Genomic DNA, 19,691 nt, shown 5'->3' with positions numbered 1-19,691 from the left:
TTTGTGACGACGCTGGTCCTCCTGCGCCGTTTGTGCGACAGGATATCGCGCGATGTTTGGTCGCTTGTCAATCGCAATTGATCAAGTTCGATCATGTTGCGTTGCGGTAAAATCAATCTTGATCGTTTGTGATTGACAACTTTAAGAAACTGATAATAGTTGGCCTCAGGAGGAGACCATGCACGAACGCGAACGACATCGCATAATCTTGAGCGCGATCCAGGAAAAGCCTGTGATCACGGTGCAGGATATTGCCGATCTGACGGATGCGTCCGAGGCGACGATCCGCCGGGATATCGCGTCTTTGCACGTGCAGGGAAAGCTTCGCCGGGTGCGGGGCGGAGCGGAGGCGGTGCATCCGCCGCAGATCGGCCAGCTGGCCGCACGCTCATTCCGCGTGTCGGAATCGGTCAATATCGATAAGAAACGCTCAATTGCGCGCCAGGCGGTCGATCTGTGCGACGAGGGTGAATCGATCATCATCAATGGTGGAACGACAACGTTCCAGATGGTGCATTATATGGCCGCGCGCCGCATGCAGGTGATGACGAATTCCTTTGCGATCGCGGAGCATCTGGTCAAGCATTCCAAGAACAATGTGACTGTACCGGGCGGCACGATCTATCGCGAGCAGAGCCTGATCCTGTCACCTTTCGACAATGACGCAATTCGCAATTTCTACGCTCGCCGCATGTTTATCGGGGCGCAAGGGATCGGCCCTCTCGGGATCATGGAGCCGGATGCACTGGTGATCCAGAGTGAGCAGAAATTGATGAGCCAGGCCGAAGAACTGGTGGTTATGGTCGATTCATCGAAATTCCAGCGGCGGTCGAGCATGATCCTGTGTCCGCTAGAGCGCGTGACGACCATCATCACCGATGACGGCGTCTCGGAGGATGCGAAACGCATGGTGGAGGATGCCGGCGTGAAGCTGATCATCGCCGGTATGGCAGGTGCTGCACATAAGGGTGAGGAAGATACCCCGTCGGTCGCATAAGGCGTCGACGGGAGGAAATGGACATAAGTTCAATCTTTGGGAGGAGAATTGGCATGAAACTTTCGAAACAACTGGCGAAGAAGCTGGCTCTTGGCGCGGCACTGGCCGTTGCCATGATGTCGTCTGCGGCGAATGCCGCCGACATGAAGATCGCACTTGTGGTGAAATCGCTCGGCAACGGCTTCTTTGAAGCCGCCAACAAGGGCGCACAGGAAGCGGCGAAGGAACTCGGCGGCGTCGAGATCATCTATACAGGCCCGACCTCGACGACGGCGGAAGGCCAGATCGAAGTGATCAATTCGCTGATCGCTCAAGGCGTCGATGCAATCGCCATTTCCGCCAACGACCCGGATGCGGTCGTGCCGGCGCTTAAGAAGGCGGCGCAGCGTGGCATCAAGGTTATCTCCTGGGATAGCGGCGTGGCACCCGAAGGCCGTATCCTGCAGCTCAACCCGTCTTCGAGCGAGCTGATCGGCAAGATGTGCCTGCAGCTTGCAGCCAGCCATCTTGAAGGCGGCAAGGGCGATTTCGCCATTCTGTCCGCCACCACCACCTCGACCAACCAGAATATCTGGATCGGCGAGATGAAGAAGCAGCTGAAGGATTTCCCCGGTCTCAACCTCGCCACCACGGTTTATGGTGACGACCTTGCCGACAAGTCCTATCGTGAAGCCCAGGGTCTTTTGACCTCGCAGCCGAACGTCAAGGTCATCGTCGCGCCGACCACGGTCGGCGTGCTGGCGGCGTCCCAGGCGGTCAAGGATGCGGGCAAGATCGGTCAGGTCTATGTCACGGGTCTTGGTCTTCCGTCTGAAATGGCAGGCGCGATCAAGTCCGGTGCGACCAAGGAATTCGCCATCTGGAACCCGATCGATCTCGGCTACAGCGCCACCCAGATCTCCTATCATCTGGTGAAGGGTGATGCCGACGGTAAGCCGGGTTCGGAAATCCCGGCCGGCCGCATGGGCAAGATCAAGATCGGTGACAACGGCGAGGCCGCGATGGCTGATCCGTTCATCTATGACGCCAAGAATATCGACGAGTTCTCGAAGATCTTCTGATCCCTCCCGGGACTTCAAGGTCCGGCGCCGCCAGGTTTTTGGCGCCGGACCAGCGATGACTTCCAATTGGCAGATATGATGATGACCGCAGTTGAACGGACGGGCATGGAGATGGCGCCTATTCAGGATTCGAGAGGCTCCGAGCGAGCGACCATCCTGGAAATGCGTGGAATTTCCCAGATTTTTCCAGGTGTTAAGGCGCTGGATGGCGTCAATATCTCGCTTCATCCCGGTGAAGTGACCGCCCTGATCGGTGAAAATGGCGCCGGCAAGTCGACGCTGGTGAAGATCCTGACCGGGATCTACGTGCCCAGCGAAGGCGAGATCTTTATCGACGGCCAGCCGGTCAGCTTTGCAAGCGCGCAGGATGCTGTTGATGCCGGTGTGACGGCGATCCATCAGGAAACCGTGCTGTTTGACGAACTGTCTGTGGCCGAGAACATTTTTCTTGGGCATGCGCCACGCACGCGCTTCGGTCTGATCGACTGGAAGACCATGAATGCGCGCGCCGGTGAATTGCTGCATGTGCTGGAAAGCGAGATCGATCCGACCATCCGGCTAAAAGATCTTTCGATTGCGCAGCGGCATCTCGTAGCCATCGCCCGCGCGCTTTCGGTCGAGGCACAGATCGTCATAATGGACGAGCCGACGGCCGCCCTCTCCCGCAAGGAGATCGACGATCTGTTTCGCATCGTCGAAGGCTTGAAAAGACAGGGTAAGGCGATCCTGTTCATCAGCCACAAGTTCGACGAGGTCTACGAGATCGCCGAGAATTTCGTGGTGTTTCGTGATGGCCGGGCTGTGGGTCATGGGCGTCTGGCGGAAACACCGCAGGATACGATTGTGCGGATGATGGTGGGTCGCGATGTCTCCAACATCTTTCCAAAGGTCGAGGTGGCGATCGGTAAGACCGTGCTTTCGGTCGAGAATTATTGCCACCCGACGGAATATCGCGACATTTCCTTCGACTTGAAGCGCGGCGAAATTCTCGGTGTTTATGGGTTGGTCGGTGCCGGACGTTCGGAAATCTGCCAGTCGCTGTTCGGCGTGACACGGCCGTCTTCGGGCCGGCTTGTGCTGGAGGGCGAGACGCTTGAGATTCGTTCGCCGCGTGACGCGATTGCGGCGGGTATTGTTTATGTGCCGGAAGAGCGCGGTCGCCACGGGTTGGCGCTGCCCATGCCGATCTTCCAGAACATGTCGCTGCCGTCATTGGCGCGCACTTCGCGATCCGGTTTCCTGAAGGCTGCGAACGAACTGGCGCTGGCGCGCAAATATGCCGAGCGGCTGGATCTGCGCGCGGCGGCTCTTTCCGTACCTGTTGGTACGCTTTCGGGCGGCAACCAGCAGAAGGTGGTGATCGGCAAATGGCTGGCGACGCTGCCGAAGGTCATCATTCTCGACGAGCCGACCAAGGGCATCGATATTGGCTCGAAGGCGGCCGTGCATGGTTTCATCAGCGAACTGGCGGCCGAAGGCCTGTCGATCATCATGGTGTCTTCCGAATTGCCGGAAATTCTCGGCGTGTCGGACCGGGTGCTGGTGATGCGCGAAGGCCTGTCGGCGGGTGTCTTTGATCGTTCCGAGCTCAGCGCCGAAACGCTGGTGCGCGCCGCAACCGGCAATGCGTGAGGAAGCGCAAATGAAAAAACTGCTGAAACACCGCGAGCTGCTTCTGGTCGGCATTATCGCCATCATGGTGGCGGGTTTTGCCACCCGTGCGCCCGGTTTTGCCACGCCCGGCAACCTCGCCAATATCTTCAACGATACGTCGATCCTGATCATTCTGGCGCTCGGCCAGATGACGGTGATCCTGACCAAGTCGATAGATCTTTCGGTCGCCGCCAACCTGGCCTTTACCGGCATGGCGGTGGCGATGATGGATGCGGCCTATCCCGGCATGCCGCTGGCGCTGCTGGTCATCCTGGCTGTCGGTATCGGTGCGGCGCTGGGCGCCATCAATGGCATGCTGGTCTGGTGGCTCAGAATCCCGCCGATCGTCGTGACGCTCGGCACGCTGACCATCTATCGCGGCATGGCCTTCGTGCTTTCGGGTGGAGCCTGGGTCAATTCGCACCAGATGACACCCGGCTTCCTCAACTTCCCTCGCCTGCCCGTTTTGGGCATGCCGCTCCTGTCGTGGATGGCGATCGCCATCGTGCTGATGATGTGGGTCGTGTTGACGCGAACTCAGTTCGGACGCGCGACCTATGCTTCCGGCGGCAACCCAACGGCGGCGGTCTATGCCGGTATCGATATCGGCCGGACGCGGTTTTTCGCCTTCACGCTTTCGGGCGCGCTGGCAGGTCTTGCCGGCTACCTCTGGGTGTCGCGTTACGCTGTCGCCTATGTCGATGTCGCGGCAGGCTTTGAGCTTGATACGGTGGCGGCCTGCGTCATCGGCGGTATCTCGATTGCTGGCGGGATCGGTACGGTCGCCGGTGCCGTGCTCGGCGCGCTGTTCCTCGGCGTCATCAAGAATGCGCTTCCGGTGATCGGGATTTCGCCCTTCGCGCAGATGGCAATTTCCGGCATCGTCATCGTCGCGGCCGTCGTCTTCAATGCCCGCGCCGAGCGCAAGGCCGGGCGTATCATTCTGCGCGATCGTGGTGCCAAGGAGGTTTCCGCATGAGCGACACCCGCGACACAGGGGCTGAAACCAGGACGCGTTCCGCCATTCCCGATCGGCTCGGCACGCCGGTGAGCCGCCTGCTGGGCAGCTGGGAAGTGCTGCTTTTCGGCGTGGCGGTGGTGATCTTCATCGCCAATTCCTTCGCCTCGCCCTACTTCCTCAACGCCTGGAACCTTTCGGACGCGACGTTCAATTTTACCGAGAAGGCGATGATCGCCTTTGCCATGGCAATGCTGATCATCGTCGGTGAGATCGACCTGTCGGTGGCCGCCATCATCGCGCTTGCCTCCACCGCCATGGGTGCTGCTGCCCAGATGGGGATCGGCACGCCGGGGCTGGTAGCAATCGGCCTCAGTGTAGGGCTTGCCTGCGGGGCGATCAATGGCACGCTGGTCTCGGTGCTGAAACTGCCGTCGATCGTCGTCACCATCGGCACGATGAGCCTGTTTCGTGGCATCTCCTACATCACGCTCGGCGACCAGGCCTATGGCAAATATCCGGCCGATTTCGCCTACTTCGGGCAGGGTTATGTCGTCTGGGTCTTCTCGTTCGAATTCGTGCTGTTCATCGTGCTGGCCATCATCTTCGGCATCGTACTGCATGCGACCAATTTCGGCCGGCAGATCTTCGTCATCGGCAATAACGAATTTGCTGCGCGCTTCTCCGGCATTCCGGTCGAGCGGATCAAGTTCAAGCTGTTTCTTTTGACCGGGCTGATGTCCGGCATCGCGGCCGTCTGCCTCACCTCGCGCCTCGGCTCTACCCGTCCCTCGATCGCGCAAGGGTGGGAACTGGAGATCGTCACCATGGTCGTGCTCGGCGGGGTCTCCATCCTTGGCGGTGCCGGCACGATTGCCGGTGTCGTCATCGCGGCCTTCGTCATGGGCCTCGTTACCTTCGGGCTTGGCCTTTTGAACGTGCCGGGCATCGTCATGTCGATCTTTGTCGGCCTTCTTCTGATCATCACCATTGCGCTTCCCATCGTGGTGCGCCGCATAAGGTTCATGAGTACAAAATGATTTTAGAGAAATACGCATTCAAGATGAAACTGAACCCCGGCATGGAGGCCGAGTATCGCAAGCGCCACGACGAGATCTGGCCGGAGCTGAGTGCGCTTCTGCATGAAGCGGGCGTGCGCGATTATTCCATCCATCTCGACCGCGAGACAAACGCGCTGTTCGGCGTGCTGTCGCGGCCGGTCGATCACTCGATGGCGAGCCTGCCGGAGCATCCGGTGATGAAGCGCTGGTGGGCGCATATGGCGGATATCATGGAGACCAATCCGGATAATTCGCCGGTGCAGAGCGATCTCACCACGGTGTTTCATCTGCAATGAGGAAGTTCGAAAGGATCGCCGTTCTCGATATCGGCAAGACGAATGCGAAGGTCGTGATTTTTGATGCCGCCAGCGGTGCGGAAATCGAGATGCGGCGCATGCCCAACCGGGTTCTCTCAGGCCCGCCCTACCCTCATTACGATGTCGAGGCGCTGTGGTCGTTTCTGCTTGAAGCCCTTGCAGAATTCGCCAAGGCGCCAGGCTTTGATGCGATTTCGATCACGACGCACGGCGCTGCGGCTGCGTTGATCGATGCGGACGGGCAATTGGCCTTGCCGGTCCTCGACTACGAGTATCAGTATCCGCAAGACATTCAGCTCGCTTATTACGAGATCCGTCCGGATTTTGCCGAGACCTTTTCGCCGCGTCTGTCCGGTGGACTTAATCTGGGTGCCCAGATCCATTATCAGAAATCGGCCTTTCCCGAGGCGTTTTCGCGCGTCCGGTCAATCCTTACCTATCCGCAATATTGGGCCTACAGGCTGACCGGTGCTGCTGCCAACGAGGTAACGTCGCTCGGTTGCCATACGGATCTCTGGAGACCTCATGAGGGGCGTTTTTCCTCGCTCGTCGATGCGCTGGATATTCGCAACCTGATGGCTCCGGTGCATTCAGCCTTTGATCAGGTCGGTATGGTCCGCGCTGATATTGTTTCGGGAATTTCCCTGCCCGAACCTGTTCCGGTGTTTTGCGGCATTCACGATTCCAACGCTTCGCTTTTGCCGTATCTTACGGAAAGGGACGCGCCATTCGCTGTGGTTTCGACGGGTACATGGGTCATCAATTTCGCCGTGGGCGGCGATGTCGACCGGCTGGATATGATGCGCGACGCATTGGCGAATGTCGATGCATACGGACGTGTCGTCCCCTCGGCCCGTTTCATGGGCGGCCGGGAGTTCGAGATTCTGACAAGCGAGCTGGGCATTCTGGATCAGGATCGGGCCAGGGCCGCATTGCCTGACGTCATCGAGAAACGCCTGATGCTGTTGCCGAATATCGTTGCCGGATCCGGGCCGTTCCCGGGGCGCGTGCGAGAATGGATGAATGGGGAGAGCGCGTCTACCGATGAGCGCTGGGCTGCAGCCTGTCTCTATTTTGCGCTGATGACGGAGACCTGCCTTGAGCTGGCGGGCGGCAGGGGGCCTATCCTCGTTGAAGGACCGTTTGCTCTCAACGCACTCTATCTTAGTCTGCTCTCCAGCCTGACGGGCAGGGAGGTGATTGCAGTTCCTGGCTCGACTGGTACGAGCCAGGGGGCGGCTTTGTTGGCAGGCATAAAACCGGCTGACCGCCGCGGCGTTCCCGCCGTTGTAATCGATTGCACGGGCCTTTCTGCTTACAGGGCGGATTGGCTCACCAGCACTTGAGCCTTGCTCCGGCCGGAATGCACGTGGAGAGCCAAGTTGCGGGCTGGGGCTGTTGACAGCTGTCAACGTCTTCCGCATGCGCCGGAAAACAAGGCTCTTGATAACCGGGATCCCATGTTTTCAGACGATGCTCTTAGGCCTATAGTACGAATCAACAGGATATCCCTGCTCCGAGCCTTCAGCCAGATATGGTTAACTATCCAGTAGCGAAACTAAATGCTTGATTAGGTTTCGTATCGCCTAGCTTGTCGCGATTTTTCAAGATGTTAACTGGCCCGGATTTCCACCAAAACAACGTGATCTCGACGCCATCCGTTCCATATCAGGTTATGCCCAAGGGGTTTCATGATCCGTTAACGGGCAAGTCTCTGTGCCTTCATCTTTCAGGCTCAAGACGAGCTTGGCTGTGGCTTCGCTCTCAGCGTCCGATCGCAGGTTTCAATCGGCGGCGTGTCTCGCTGGGGCTTTCAGCGTAACTGGCACGATAGCTGCGCGAAAAAGCCGAAGCGGAGTTGAAACCGGTCTCGGCGGCAATATCGGCAAAGCTCGCTCTGGTCTCGATCACCTTTCGACGAGCGGCGTTGAGGCGAAGTGCGAGATAGTGGGTATGAGGCGCTGCGCCCATCGTCTGGTGAAAGAGATCCTGAAGGTGGCGGATACTGACGCCCGACCGTCTGGCGAGTTTTGAGAGAGAGAGTGGTGCCTCGACCGTATTCTCCATGAGCTTTACTGCAGCCTGTACGCGCGGGTCGATCTTTTCCGTGCTGCGGATAAGCGGATGATCGGCAAAATCTCTTTCGCGGCGCTCCTGTTCGTAAATGAACAGCCTCGATATCTCGAGCGCCAGCGAATAGCCGTTGGCACGGCGGATCAGTTCCAGCATGAGGTCGAGCGTTGGGAGCGGACCACCGGTGGTGATACGTTTGGCGTCGATAACGAACCGCTCGCGGATCATGGTGACCTGCGGATAGGCGCGGGAGAAATCGTCGAAATCCTCCCAATGGCTGGTAGCCGAGAAACCATCAAGCAGACCGGCTTCGGCGAGGATGAAAGCGCCGCTCTCTATGCCGGCGATCAATGTCCGGTGGCGGGCGGTTCGCGAAAGGAGAAATTTCAGTTCGCGGGTTGCCGCGCTTTTCCAGTTGTAACTGGCCAGAACAAAAAGCGGATCGGTTTCGCGGCCGGGGCGGAATGCGCCTGAGACAGGGACGGGGATGCCGGATGTCGTCTCGACCGATCGGCCGTCAGGAGAGTAGATCGTCCAGCGGTAGAGATTTCGCCCGGCGATACGGTTTGCAGCGCGTAAGGGCTCGATGACCGAGGATAGCAGAATGAGGTTGGTTTCAGGCAAGAGGAGAATGTCGATATGCTGGTTATCATCCATGCGCTTCCCTTCGCTGCATTCCGAAAATGTATAGAGCAGTGCCGATAGTGGAAAGCATTTTCCTTTTCCGTCGCTCGTAATGGCGGCAGCGAAAAGGAGGGAGCAATGCCGCTCGAGATGAACCGCGAGGTCTTCATTACCTGTGCCGTGACCGGTGCCGGCGATACCACTGGAAAATCCGGCCACGTTCCGATCACCCCGAAACAGATTGCTGACTCGGCTATCGATGCCGCCAGGGCAGGGGCGGCGGTGGTGCACTGCCATGTTCGAAACCCTCAGACCGGGGCAGCGGCGCGCAACCTTGAACTCTACAGGGAAGTCACCGATCGCATCCGGTCTGCTGATGTGGATGTCGTGTTGAACCTGACGGCTGGCATGGGTGGCGATCTGGTCTTCGGCAATGTCGAGGCACCGTTCCCTTATAATCCCGATGGCACCGATATGGCGGGTGCGACCGAGCGCGTTGCGCATGTCGCCGAGTGCCTGCCGGAAATCTGCACGCTCGATTGCGGCACAATGAACTTCTCGCTTGGCGACTATGTGATGACCAACACGCCCTCGATGCTGCGCGAAATGGCGCGGCAGATGACGGCGCTCGGCGTGCGCCCCGAGATCGAAGCCTTCGATACCGGTCACCTGTGGTTCGCCAAGCAACTGGTGGAGGAGGGGCTGATCGAGGACCCGGTGCTGATCCAGCTCTGCATGGGCATTCCCTGGGGCGCGCCGGACGATCTCAACACATTCATGGCAATGGTCAATAACGTGCCGAAGAGCTGGACCTTCTCGGCCTTCTCGATCGGCCGCAATGCGCTCGCCTATCCGGCGGCTGCGGTTCTGGCCGGCGGCAACGTCCGGGTAGGGCTGGAGGACAATCTCTACGCCGGCAAGGGGCAGCTCGCGACCAATGCGCAATTGGTGGAGAAGGCCGTCGGGGTGATCGAGGGCATGGGTGCGAAGATCATCGGGCCGGATGCGGTGCGAGAGAAACTGAAGCTGGTGAAGCGGTAGGAGTTGCCGCTCAATCACGAACTGCTGAGCGAAACGCCGCCCCTCACCCTCTCCCCGTAAACGGGGAGAGGGGACGTGCCCCGCTCGACAACGGCGAGGGACGGAGAGGTTGCAGCTAGCGTCCTTCTCTCCGTCAAGACGGGGAGAAGGTGCCGGTAGGCGGATGAGGGGCAACACGACGGAACACGGGGAGTAAAATCATGACGAGTATCCAGAAGGCAGCCTGTATCGGTGGTGGGGTGATCGGCGGAGCGTGGGCCGCCCGGTTCCTGCTCGGCGGGATAGACGTGTCGATGTACGATCCGCATCCGGAAGCCAAACGTATCGTCGGCGAGGTACTGGCGAATGCCGAGCGCGCTTATGCCATGCTGACCATGGCGCCGCTGCCGCCAAAGGGAAGGCTGACCTTCTGCGGGAGCGTGGAAGAGGCTGTCGCAGGGGCTGACTGGATTCAGGAAAGCGTACCCGAGCGCATCGACCTCAAGCGTAACGTGATTACCGAGATCGACAGATATGCCGATCCGGAAGCGCTGATCGGTTCGTCGACCTCGGGCATCATGCCGACCGAGCTGCAACGTGACATGCAGCATCCCGACCGGATGTTCGTCGCCCATCCTTATAATCCGGTCTATCTTCTGCCGCTGGCCGAACTTGTGGGTGGGGAGCGGACTTCAGCCGAAACGCTGAAGCGCGCCAGAGACAGGCTGGCGCCGATCGGGATGAAGGGCGTCATCCTGAAAAAGGAGATAGAGGCCTTTGTTGGCGACCGGCTGCTGGAAGCCATTTGGCGCGAGGGGCTGTGGCTGATTCATGACGACATCTGCGATACCGAGACGCTCGATGACGTGATCCGCTATTCCTTCGGCATGCGCTGGGCTCAAATGGGCCTGTTCGAAACCTATCGGATTGCAGGCGGTGAGGCGGGCATGCGCCATTTTCTCGCGCAGTTCGGCCCCTGCCTTTCATGGCCTTGGACGAAGCTGACGGATGTGGTCGATCTCGATGATGCGCTGGTCGACAAGATCGCCGCGCAATCGGACGCCCAGTCCGGTGCCCGTGGCATACGCGAGCTTGAGCGTATCCGCGACGAGAACCTAGTCGGCATCATGCAGGCTCTCAAGGCGGGAGATGGCGGAAAGGGCTGGGGTTCCGGGAAGGTGCTGGCCGATTTCGAAAAGCGTCTCTGGGCAAAGGGTGGCGGCAGGAAGGAAGCACCCGACATTTCGCAGCCGCTGCGGCTGGTCGATACAAGGGTAAGCGCTGCATGGGTGGATTATAACGGTCACATGACCGAACACCGTTATCTGCAGGTTTTCGGCGACACGTCCGATGCGCTTTTGCGGCTGATCGGTGTCGACTTCGCCTATGTCGAAGGGGGGCACAGCTATTACACGGTCGAAACCCATATCCGGCATCTTGGCGAGGCAAAGCTCGGGCAGGGGCTTTATGCAAGGCTGCAGGTGCTCGGCTTCGATGAAAAACGCATCCGGTATTTTACCACCATTCATGATGCGCAGAGCGACGAGGTGCTTGCGACCGCCGAACAACTGATGCTGCATGTGAGTGCCAAGGCCGGCAAGTCTTCCGCCGCACCGGCAGAGATTCTGGCCAGACTTGCACCTATAGCAGACGCTCATGCCAAGCTGCCGGTGCCGCAAGGGGTAGGGCGGTCCGTGGGGCAGAAGGTCGTATAGGGGGCGGTTACGTCCAGCAAGCGATCCTTCTTGCCAGATCAGGGAAACGGCCTGATCCGGTAAGGACGCCAAAATTGCGAAACCGAAAAAGCCGCCGAGGACATTCCCGGCGGCTGTTTGCTTATTGGAGATGGCTCTGGATCAACTGGCCTTTGCCTTCAGCTCCAGCCTGCGACGGTGAAGGACCGGCTCGGTGTAACCGTTAGGCTGCTCGCGCCCCTTCAGAACCAGATCGAGTGCAGCCTCAAATGCGATAGAGCCGTCGAAGTCTTTTGCCATTGGATTATAGAGCGGATCACCGGCGTTCTGGCCGTCGACCACCTTTGCCATGCGCTTCATCGTCTCGACGATCTGCTCTTCGGTTACGACCTTGTGGTGCAGCCAGTTGGCCATGTGCTGGGCCGAAATGCGCAGCGTCGCACGGTCTTCCATCAGGCCGACATTATTGATGTCCGGCACCTTGGAGCAGCCGACGCCCTGATCGATCCAGCGCACGACATAACCGAGAATGCCTTGTGCATTGTTGTCGAGCTCGCGGCTTATTTCCTCCGGCGTCCAGTTGGGGCGCGGCGCCACCGGCACTGAAAGAATGTCGGAAAGCTTGGCTCGGGCACGGCTTTTCAGGCTTTTTTGAACTGCTGCCACATCGACCGTGTGATAGTGGGTAGCATGTAGCGTTGCCGCCGTTGGTGACGGTACCCAGGCGGTATTGGCGCCCGCCTTCGGGTGGCCGATCTTCTGTTCCAGCATCGCCGCCATGAGGTCGGGCATCGCCCACATGCCCTTGCCGATCTGGGCATGGCCGGAAAGACCGCATTCGAGCCCGATATCGACATTCCAGTTCTCATAGGCCGCGATCCATGCAGCCTGTTTCATGTCACCCTTGCGGATCATCGGGCCGGCTTCCATCGAGGTATGGATCTCGTCGCCGGTGCGGTCGAGGAAGCCGGTGTTGATGAAGACGACACGATCCTTCGCAGCCCGGATCGCTTCCTTGAGGTTGACCGTCGTACGCCGCTCCTCGTCCATGATGCCCATCTTTATTGCATTCCTGGGCAGGCCGAGCGCATCTTCCACGCGCGAAAAAATTTCGGCGGCGAAGGCGACTTCTTCCGGCCCGTGCATCTTCGGCTTTACCACATACATCGAGCCGTGCCGTGAGTTCTTCCTGCGGCCCTTCGATCCGTCGGTCCGGCCGATATCGTGGATGGCGATCAACGCAGTGATCATTGCATCCATTATGCCTTCCGGCACTTCAGCGCCGTCGCGATCGAGGATGGCCGGGTTGGTCATCAGGTGGCCGACATTGCGAACCAGCATCAGCGATCGGCATTTCAGCTCGAAACTCGACCCGTCCGGTGCCGTGTAGTCGAGATCAGGATTGAGCTTGCGGGTGAATGTCTTAGCCCCTTTGGACACCTCTTCCGTCAGATCGCCCTTCATCAGGCCGAGCCAGTTGCGGTAGACAACGACCTTGTCTTCGGCATCGACGGCTGCGACCGAATCCTCGCAGTCCATGATCGTTGTAATCGCCGATTCAACCCAGACATCCGAGATATGGGCCGGATCATCCTTGCCGATTGCGGTCGTCGCATCGATCAGGATCTCGACATGGAGATTGTTCTTCTTCAGGAGGATCTGCGTCGGCGCCGCAGCATTACCCAGATAGCCGGCAAATTGAGCCGGATCGGTGAGCCCCGTTACCTGTCCATCGGTGAGCGTCACGAACAGGGCCGAGGTATCGATCTTGAATGACGCAACATCTTTCCAGCTCGCGCCGGAGAGCGGCGCAGAGCGATCAAGAAAATCGCGCACCCAGGCAATGACTTTCGCACCGCGGACCGGATTGTATCCCTTGCCCTTATCGGCGCCCTCATTTTCCGGGATCGCATCGGTACCGTAAAGCGCATCATAGAGCGAACCCCAGCGAGCATTGGCGGCATTCAGGGCGTAGCGGGCATTCATCACCGGCACGACCAACTGAGGGCCGGCGATAGTGGCGATTTCCGAATCGACGTTTTCGGTCGAAACACGGAAATCGGGGCCTTCGGGCAAAAGGTAGCCAATCTCACGCAGAAAGGCCTCGTAGACAGCCATATCGCTCGGCGCACCGTTCTTCCGGTACCAGTCGTCGATCTTGGCCTGGAAGGCATCGCGCTTGGCGAGAAGGGTGCGGTTTTTCGGAGCCAGCTCGTGGACGATCGCCGAGAACTGCTCGAAAAAGCGATCGGTATCGACGCCCGTATCGGGAAGAGCTTCCTCCACCAGGAAGCGATAGAGTTGCTCGTCAATCTGAAGACCGGCGATTTCCTTGCGTGCCATACGGTTTCTCCCCTAAAACGTTTCTATTCTGCGAAAGATGGCGGCGAATGATTGGTAATTACAACAGACATCAATGAAAATGACTTGTTCCCAAAAGGATAAAATCATTTTTTTGAACCCGTCGTTTCCCAATAAGGTTCGGGTCCGTAGATCCGCTGAAGATGTTCGGAAAATGCGCGAACCTTTGGCGGAATGAACTGGCGGCTGGGGTAGACGGCCGAGACTGTTGTGTTTTGCGGCCCTTCATACCCTGGAAGCACTTGTACCAGTCTGCCTGTCGAAAGCTCCGTGCCGATATCCCACGTGGAGCGCAACGCTATGCCAAGTCCGGAAATCACCGCTTCACGGATAACCTCGCTGGAATTCGTCTTCAGCTTGCCCTCGGGACGATGGGTGAGAGATCCTTCCGGCCCCTCCAGTCGCCAGGGCTCTCCGTTGTGCGCCGGCAGACATGTGTGATTTGCCAACTCCCGCATTGTCTCGGGAACGCCAAACCGCGCGAGATACTCCGGGGAGGCGCAGAGTATCCGTCGGGTTGCCGCCAGTTTTCGCGCGACCAGTCCGGAATCCTTGAGGGCGGAGATGCGGATGGCGAGATCATAGCCTTCACTGATGATATCCGTGAAGGCGTCAGACAACACGAGCTCTACAGAAACATTCGGATAAAGCTCCATAAAGCCTCTGAGATGCGGTGCTACATGCATTCGCCCGAAAGAAGTCGGAGCACTTACCCTCAACTCGCCCGCGATTTCTGCTGAACGTCCCGAAACGAAATTCTCGGCCTCCTGCACGCTTGCCAGAATTTCGATAACACGCTCGTAAAATGCTTGCCCCGTCTCGGTGATCGCGATCTGTCGGGTCGTTCTCTGGAGTAGTCGTACCCCCAGTGAAGTTTCAAGACGCTTGATCGCCTTGGAGACGACGGCAGGAGAAAGGCCGAGAATACGGCCGGTCTCAGACATGCTGCGCGTCGACGCGACCTTGGCGAAAATCTGGAGATCGCCCAAGTCTTTCATCGATATTTTCTCCCCGCCAGAATAAATAATCTACATTATTTCCCATAGCGGACCTTAGAGGATTGCACCAGATTTCGATTTCTTCGTGCAGAAACCCTGCCGAATTCTGGAGATCTTGTGGTGTTGGTCGTCAAGCGTCTTGAGGAATAGCGCTCCATCAGCGACGCTGACCGCACTTACCGGCGTGTCGCAGCAGCATTGTTGCCAGCCCCACGCCTATGTTTGGTGTGTGCCTTCAAGATTTCGGCGTCCGAGGGCGGACACATCAGATGAAATCCCACATCGTTCCAACCAAGGGTGTCCCCCGGTTGGAACGTAGATTTCACAGGGTGGGCGGCTTGATATCGAAGCAGTCTCTCGTTGTTGAATAGGCGCTACCTCCCATCCTTCCAACGGCATCAAGTGCCATCGGGTCTATGTGGAAACGCTCGTTGATGATGTCGCTTCGCAGTCGTGCGGCGACGATCTCGCCAAGAATAATTTCTCGCGATTTGCCCAAGTCGATGAAGCTATGCAGCCTGCATTCCAGTGCCGCGGGAGATTCAGCAATTGCTGGAGACGCTACCTTGACGCCCGAACGAAGGGTCAATCCCGCCATTTCGACTTCGTTGACATGTTCGTCAAACGGGAAAGCAGTGGTGTTCATTGCATCGGCGAGCGAATGGGAGACTATGTTCACCGTAAAAACGCCGACATCGCGAATGTTGCGAGCGGTGTCCTTTGAACGGCCATCGGCTCGGTATTCGATGCCTAGGCCGATGATCGGCGGATCGGAACTGAGGCAACCGAAAAAGCTGTAAGGGGCTGCATTGGGCCGGCCACCGGCATCGACCGTCGTCACCCAGGCGATTGGCCTGGGTACGATCGTGCCGATCATGATCTTGTATTTGTCGCGCGGCTCTATTTCCGAAAAATCGATGGTAATCGTGTCTGTCATTGACCTGCTTGAATTCCTGAAAGAGATCCCTTCGGCCATGATGACGGCCGAAGGGAAAGAAGGCTTGCCTTTCGGCGGCTATTACTGGCCTGCGTCGATTTTCACCTCGGCCATTGCTTGTCTTTCCAGGCCGTACTTCTTGAGCAGGGACATATAGGTACCGTCCTTGATGAGTGAGGTGATTGCTCCCGCCACCGCGTCACGCATGGCCGGGTCTTTCTTGCTAACGGCAAGACCGAAAAGTGTCTCGATCAGCGGATCGCCGACGAGAATATAGGTGTCAGGCTCGTCTCGCATTAGGTGGCTTACATATTCCGGGCCAAGCACGGCGGCATCGAGACGACCCTGCTTGAGATCCAGGCGCGCCGCAGTGGCCCCTTGCGTGCCGTTCACGGTCATGGCCGCCTTGCCGGTGCCGACGCAATTCTTTTCATTCCATGCTTTTGTAGCAGGGAAATAATTCGTTGAACTGGGCGCTCCTACGGTCAATCCGCAGAGGTCGGCACTGGTCTTCAACTTTTGCGCGTTCGCAACAGTCGTGAAGGGCTGTGCCCCGGTGCGCAGATAATCCACGAATGTCATTTTCTCGCGGCGGCTGGGAAGATCGCTGATCGCAGTTCCCACAAGATCGACGCGCCCAACTTCCAAGGCGGTCGCCAACTGTTCGAAACTCAGTTCTTCCCATTTGACCTCAATACCCATTTTTTGGGCCATTGCGGTGACCAGGTCGACATTGAAGCCAAGTCGTTCATTGGTCTTCGGGTTCCGATAGGCCATCGGCGGATAGGTCGACTCGATCGCTACAATTATGTTGCCTTTTTCCTTCAGTGCTGGCGGCACGACAAGATCCGAGGCATTCGAGGTGTATGGGGTAAGCAGTGTCGCGGCGAGAAAAACGGCCGGGGCGAATACTGATTTTGCACTTTTCATATCTGTTCCCATTTTTTCTTTGTCACAGAGTATCCGGCCGCTAGCGTTGCCGGACTGGTATGCGCGGAAAGAATGCGAATGAGAATTTTTTCAGCCCAACGAATTAATTTCGTAGAATCTAGTCGCATTTGGAATAGATCGGGCTGACGCGATGAAAACAGGGTGGTTGGCAAAGATGTCTATTCGCGCGCCGAATAATCCTGCCCTATTTATTATAGTCAGGGTCAGAAGTACTCAGGGATTGCAACCCCGCGAATAGAAGGCTCACGCCTGCGTATTCAGTGTGGCGTGTTGTACCATCGCGACCCTAACGCTTCGAAGGAAGGCTTTTGCAACACGCGATAACGGCCTCTTCCCTGATTGTACGGCCGATGCACTGACCTCGCAGGAGGTGCTGAGCGGGCGCACCACGATCGCATCCTGTTGTACACAGAGCGGCGACAAAGGATCGACGATCGCAACCCCCACGCCATTACTGGCCAATATGCAGGCTGCGTGGCAATAACGAACCTCGATCGAGAATTGATACGGCACGTTTGCCTTGTCGAAAATTGTGCGAACAAGATTTCCCATGCGCGTGTGGCGATCGAGCGCAATGAACGTGTGCTGTGCCAAATCCTCCGGCATGATGACGGTTTTATCCGCAAGTGGATGTCCGAGCGGCATGACGCAAACCATGCTACCGGAGTAGAGCCGTTCGGTATCAAGCATCGGCTGATGCTCGCCCAGCGCCATGACAAAACCGAGCTCTGCAATACCGGCGTCGACGCTGTCCAGCACATGCTCCAATCGCCGTACATCGAAAGAGACCTTCACATTGGGCATATCGCGTCGGAACGCCGACAGCGCCTTGGGGATGATGCTGTAACCCATGGGTGGGGTTGCAATGATCCGTACATGGCCGGCTTTGTGTTCCCGGAAGTCCTGCACCCGCAATTCAAGCGCGGCGTGCAACGAGAAGATCGGCTCGGAGTCTTCATACAGCGAACGGGCTTCCATGGTCGGAAACAGGCGGTTGTTGATCCGCTCGAACAGGGGAAAGCCGAGTTGCGTTTCCAGATGCTTGATTGCATTGCTGACCGCTGGCTGCGAGAGCCCTAGCTCACGCCCCGCGCCTATCGTCGTTTCGTTGCGAATGACCGCCCGAAGCAGTTCCAGTTGACGCAGGTTCATATAATTTCGCTCGATATATCCATGCTATTCCATTCAATATGCAAATAGTATGCCGTATGGGAATTCATCCTCCTATAATCACCTCGAATAGCAGGACCGTTTTTATAATAGTCGTCTCGACTGCCGTCATGAGCACCTCTCGGCTAAGCTATGGCAATCAGGTGCTCCGGATTTTGTGATCCTGCAAGTCCAGCGCCAATTGCTTTGTCGACTTCCTCTCCTTGAATAAAAAGTCATGCAGATAGTGATCATCAATCCGAACTCGTCGCCCGAAGTGACAGAGGCCATCGATGAAAGCATCGGGGCGATGCGCCTTGCGGGCGCGCCGGAACTGCGTGCCGAGAGGCTTGAGGACGGCTCGTTTTCACGATTAATGGAGTAAAGACATGCCACAAGTGCCGCGGAAGGCAACCGGAACCACAGCCGTTTATGGCAGCTACGTTCTCGTTCGCGAAGAAGGCTTGCCGGTTGTCAAACGCGATCAGTGGGTGGTGATCGAAGGAGACCGGATCGCTGCCGTTTCCGCGTCTCGGCCGGCGAATGCCGATCATGTGCTCGACCGTCCCGGACGGTTCATTCTTCCGGGGCTGTTGAACCTGCACAATCACTGCTTCTCCGAAGCTGTCGCCCGTACCCATGCAGAGGATGGTGGCGGTCGCAAGAACAGCCAGAGCGTCGTCTACAGCGTGCTTCTGCCTCTGACGAAAAGCGGCATCGACATCCTGACGCCCGAGGAGCGCATGGCGATCGGGCGCCTCGGCATCCTGCAGCTTCTCAAGGGTGGTGCGACGACGGTGATGGAACCGTTCCGCAACGGGATACCCGAAATGTTCGATGCGGCGCTCGAAATGGGACTGCGTTTCTATGGTGCTCCCTATCTGTTTTCCAGCGCCAATCCGAAGGCTGATGCAAAGGGCGTCGTGCAATATGATGTTGCTGACGCGTCAGGCAGCGATTCCGAGCGAGATCTTGCCACCTGGAACGACATCCACGGCAAATGGCATGGACTGGACGGCGGGCGTATCCAGGTCACGATGAGCCCGCATGCCACGGATACTTGCGATCCCGACCTGCTGCGGGCAGCTCACGCACGTGCTCGCGAACTCGGCGTCCAGGTAACCACACATCTCGCCCAGAGCGTGCGTGAAGTCGAAGTGATCGGCCAGCGTTACGACGGGCGCACCCCTGCGGAATATCTCGACTGGCTCGGCCTGCTCGGACCGGATCTCCTGGCAGCGCATTGCATTGCCTGCTCCGATACCGACCTCGACTTGATGGCAAAACGCGACATGACGGTTCTCAACTGCCCGCGCGTCTTCGCGCGCACTGGCAAGACGGCCGCTTTCTCCCGTTTCGCCGAAAAAGGCATTCGGACCGTGGTCGGCACAGATGGTTACAACATGGACCTGCTCGGAGAGATCAATGCGGCAGCAATGATTTCCAAGATCGTCTTTGGCGATGCGACCGTCGCATCCTCGCAGACGATGATCGATGCCGTGACGGCTCAGGCTGCCGCCGCCATCAGGCGGCCGGATCTCGGGGAAATTCGCCCTGGCGCCACCGCCGATCTGACGGTGGTCGACATGACCCATCCTCATCTGCAGCCGCTGTTCGATCCCATGAAGGCGCTTGTCGCACTCGCCAACAGGGCCAATATCGACAGCGTCATCGTCGATGGCCGGGTTCTGGTTGAGAACGGCGCCTACAGGCTTGCCGACGAGGCGGCAATCACCGAGGCCGGAAGTGCCGCGATTGCCCGCATATGGGACCTGCCGGAAGCCCGGGCGGCCTTCGCATCCTGATCCGGAGCGTCAGCGTCACCCGCTGACGCATT

17 protein-coding genes are annotated in these 19,691 nt (G+C 58.2%); 11 read left to right on the top strand and 6 right to left on the bottom strand.

From position 1 onward, the window contains the following. The first annotated feature begins 178 nt into the window (after nt 1–178). The 7 genes from HNQ72_RS17820 (at nt 179) to HNQ72_RS17790 (ending at nt 7,393) form a co-directional block, all read left to right on the top strand. On the top strand, nt 179–997 hold the full coding sequence (locus tag HNQ72_RS17820) for a DeoR/GlpR family DNA-binding transcription regulator (RefSeq protein ID WP_183993814.1): 819 nt from the start codon (nt 179–181) through the stop codon (nt 995–997). A 53-nt stretch (nt 998–1,050) separates the two neighbouring features. Continuing rightward, nucleotides 1,051–2,058, top strand: a complete 1,008-nt coding sequence (gene rhaS, locus HNQ72_RS17815) for a rhamnose ABC transporter substrate-binding protein (protein WP_183826569.1) — start codon at nt 1,051–1,053, stop codon at nt 2,056–2,058. A 105-nt stretch (nt 2,059–2,163) separates the two neighbouring features. After that, entirely contained in the window at nt 2,164–3,690 is a 1,527-nt protein-coding gene (locus HNQ72_RS17810; protein WP_183994413.1) for a sugar ABC transporter ATP-binding protein, read from the top strand. 10 nt (nt 3,691–3,700) lie between these two features. Then, on the top strand, nt 3,701–4,690 hold the full coding sequence (locus HNQ72_RS17805) for an ABC transporter permease (RefSeq protein WP_183993812.1): 990 nt from the start codon (nt 3,701–3,703) through the stop codon (nt 4,688–4,690). Beyond that, on the top strand, nt 4,687–5,709 hold the full coding sequence (locus HNQ72_RS17800; RefSeq protein ID WP_183993810.1) for an ABC transporter permease: 1,023 nt from the start codon (nt 4,687–4,689) through the stop codon (nt 5,707–5,709). The genes HNQ72_RS17805 and HNQ72_RS17800 overlap by 4 nt, the downstream gene beginning before the upstream one ends. Continuing rightward, nucleotides 5,706–6,026: an L-rhamnose mutarotase gene (rhaM, locus tag HNQ72_RS17795; RefSeq protein WP_183993808.1), complete on the top strand. Its 321-nt coding sequence runs from the start codon at nt 5,706–5,708 to the stop codon at nt 6,024–6,026. The genes HNQ72_RS17800 and rhaM overlap by 4 nt, the downstream gene beginning before the upstream one ends. Continuing rightward, entirely contained in the window at nt 6,023–7,393 is a 1,371-nt protein-coding gene (locus tag HNQ72_RS17790) for an FGGY-family carbohydrate kinase (RefSeq protein WP_183993806.1), read from the top strand. The genes rhaM and HNQ72_RS17790 overlap by 4 nt, the downstream gene beginning before the upstream one ends. 418 nt (nt 7,394–7,811) lie before the next feature. Here the strand turns inward: HNQ72_RS17790 and HNQ72_RS17785 are convergent, their stop codons facing one another. After that, nucleotides 7,812–8,777, bottom strand: a complete 966-nt coding sequence (locus tag HNQ72_RS17785; protein ID WP_183993804.1) for a GlxA family transcriptional regulator — start codon at nt 8,775–8,777, stop codon at nt 7,812–7,814. Nucleotides 8,778–8,882: 105 nt separating this feature from the next. Here HNQ72_RS17785 and bcoG point away from each other — a divergent pair, with 105 nt between their 5' ends. Together bcoG and HNQ72_RS17775 are read left to right on the top strand one after the other, a co-directional pair. After that, on the top strand, nt 8,883–9,785 hold the full coding sequence (gene bcoG / locus HNQ72_RS17780; protein WP_183993802.1) for a 3-dehydrocarnitine:acetyl-CoA trimethylamine transferase BcoG: 903 nt from the start codon (nt 8,883–8,885) through the stop codon (nt 9,783–9,785). 200 nt (nt 9,786–9,985) lie between these two features. After that, the gene (locus HNQ72_RS17775) at nt 9,986–11,479 is read left to right on the top strand and encodes a carnitine 3-dehydrogenase (protein ID WP_183993800.1); all 1,494 of its coding nucleotides are present in this window, start codon (nt 9,986–9,988) and stop codon (nt 11,477–11,479) included. Nucleotides 11,480–11,620: 141 nt separating this feature from the next. Here HNQ72_RS17775 and HNQ72_RS17770 read toward each other — a convergent pair whose 3' ends face one another. From HNQ72_RS17770 to HNQ72_RS17750, 5 genes are all read right to left on the bottom strand, one after another. Next, nucleotides 11,621–13,801 carry a malate synthase G gene (locus HNQ72_RS17770; protein WP_183993798.1) on the bottom strand — a complete coding sequence of 727 codons (2,181 nt, stop codon included), beginning with the start codon at nt 13,799–13,801 and terminating at the stop codon, nt 11,621–11,623. Nucleotides 13,802–13,905: 104 nt separating this feature from the next. Further along, nucleotides 13,906–14,817, bottom strand: a complete 912-nt coding sequence (locus HNQ72_RS17765) for a LysR family transcriptional regulator (protein ID WP_183993796.1) — start codon at nt 14,815–14,817, stop codon at nt 13,906–13,908. 322 nt (nt 14,818–15,139) lie between these two features. Then, complete coding sequence (locus HNQ72_RS17760) at nt 15,140–15,754, bottom strand: flavin reductase family protein (protein WP_183993794.1); 615 nt, start codon at nt 15,752–15,754, stop codon at nt 15,140–15,142. 81 nt (nt 15,755–15,835) lie between these two features. After that, nucleotides 15,836–16,684, bottom strand: coding sequence for a transporter substrate-binding domain-containing protein (locus tag HNQ72_RS17755; protein WP_244654593.1), 849 nt, complete (start codon nt 16,682–16,684; stop codon nt 15,836–15,838). A 264-nt stretch (nt 16,685–16,948) separates the two neighbouring features. Continuing rightward, nucleotides 16,949–17,857 carry a LysR family transcriptional regulator gene (locus tag HNQ72_RS17750; protein ID WP_210319641.1) on the bottom strand — a complete coding sequence of 303 codons (909 nt, stop codon included), beginning with the start codon at nt 17,855–17,857 and terminating at the stop codon, nt 16,949–16,951. Between the two features lie 235 nt (nt 17,858–18,092). On the opposite strand from HNQ72_RS17750, the gene HNQ72_RS17745 reads away from it, so the two are divergent. Both HNQ72_RS17745 and HNQ72_RS17740 read left to right on the top strand, forming a co-directional pair. Next, nucleotides 18,093–18,239: a hypothetical protein gene (locus tag HNQ72_RS17745; RefSeq protein WP_183993790.1), complete on the top strand. Its 147-nt coding sequence runs from the start codon at nt 18,093–18,095 to the stop codon at nt 18,237–18,239. 4 nt (nt 18,240–18,243) lie between these two features. Next, nucleotides 18,244–19,659 carry an amidohydrolase family protein gene (locus HNQ72_RS17740; protein WP_183993788.1) on the top strand — a complete coding sequence of 472 codons (1,416 nt, stop codon included), beginning with the start codon at nt 18,244–18,246 and terminating at the stop codon, nt 19,657–19,659. Nucleotides 19,660–19,691 lie beyond the last annotated feature (32 nt).

Source organism: Aliirhizobium wenxiniae (assembly GCF_014201355.1).
GTDB classification, from domain to species: domain Bacteria; phylum Pseudomonadota; class Alphaproteobacteria; order Rhizobiales; family Rhizobiaceae; genus Neorhizobium; species Neorhizobium wenxiniae.
Note: the sequence above shows the minus strand (reverse complement) of the source record. Positions and strands in the feature narration are given on the sequence as shown.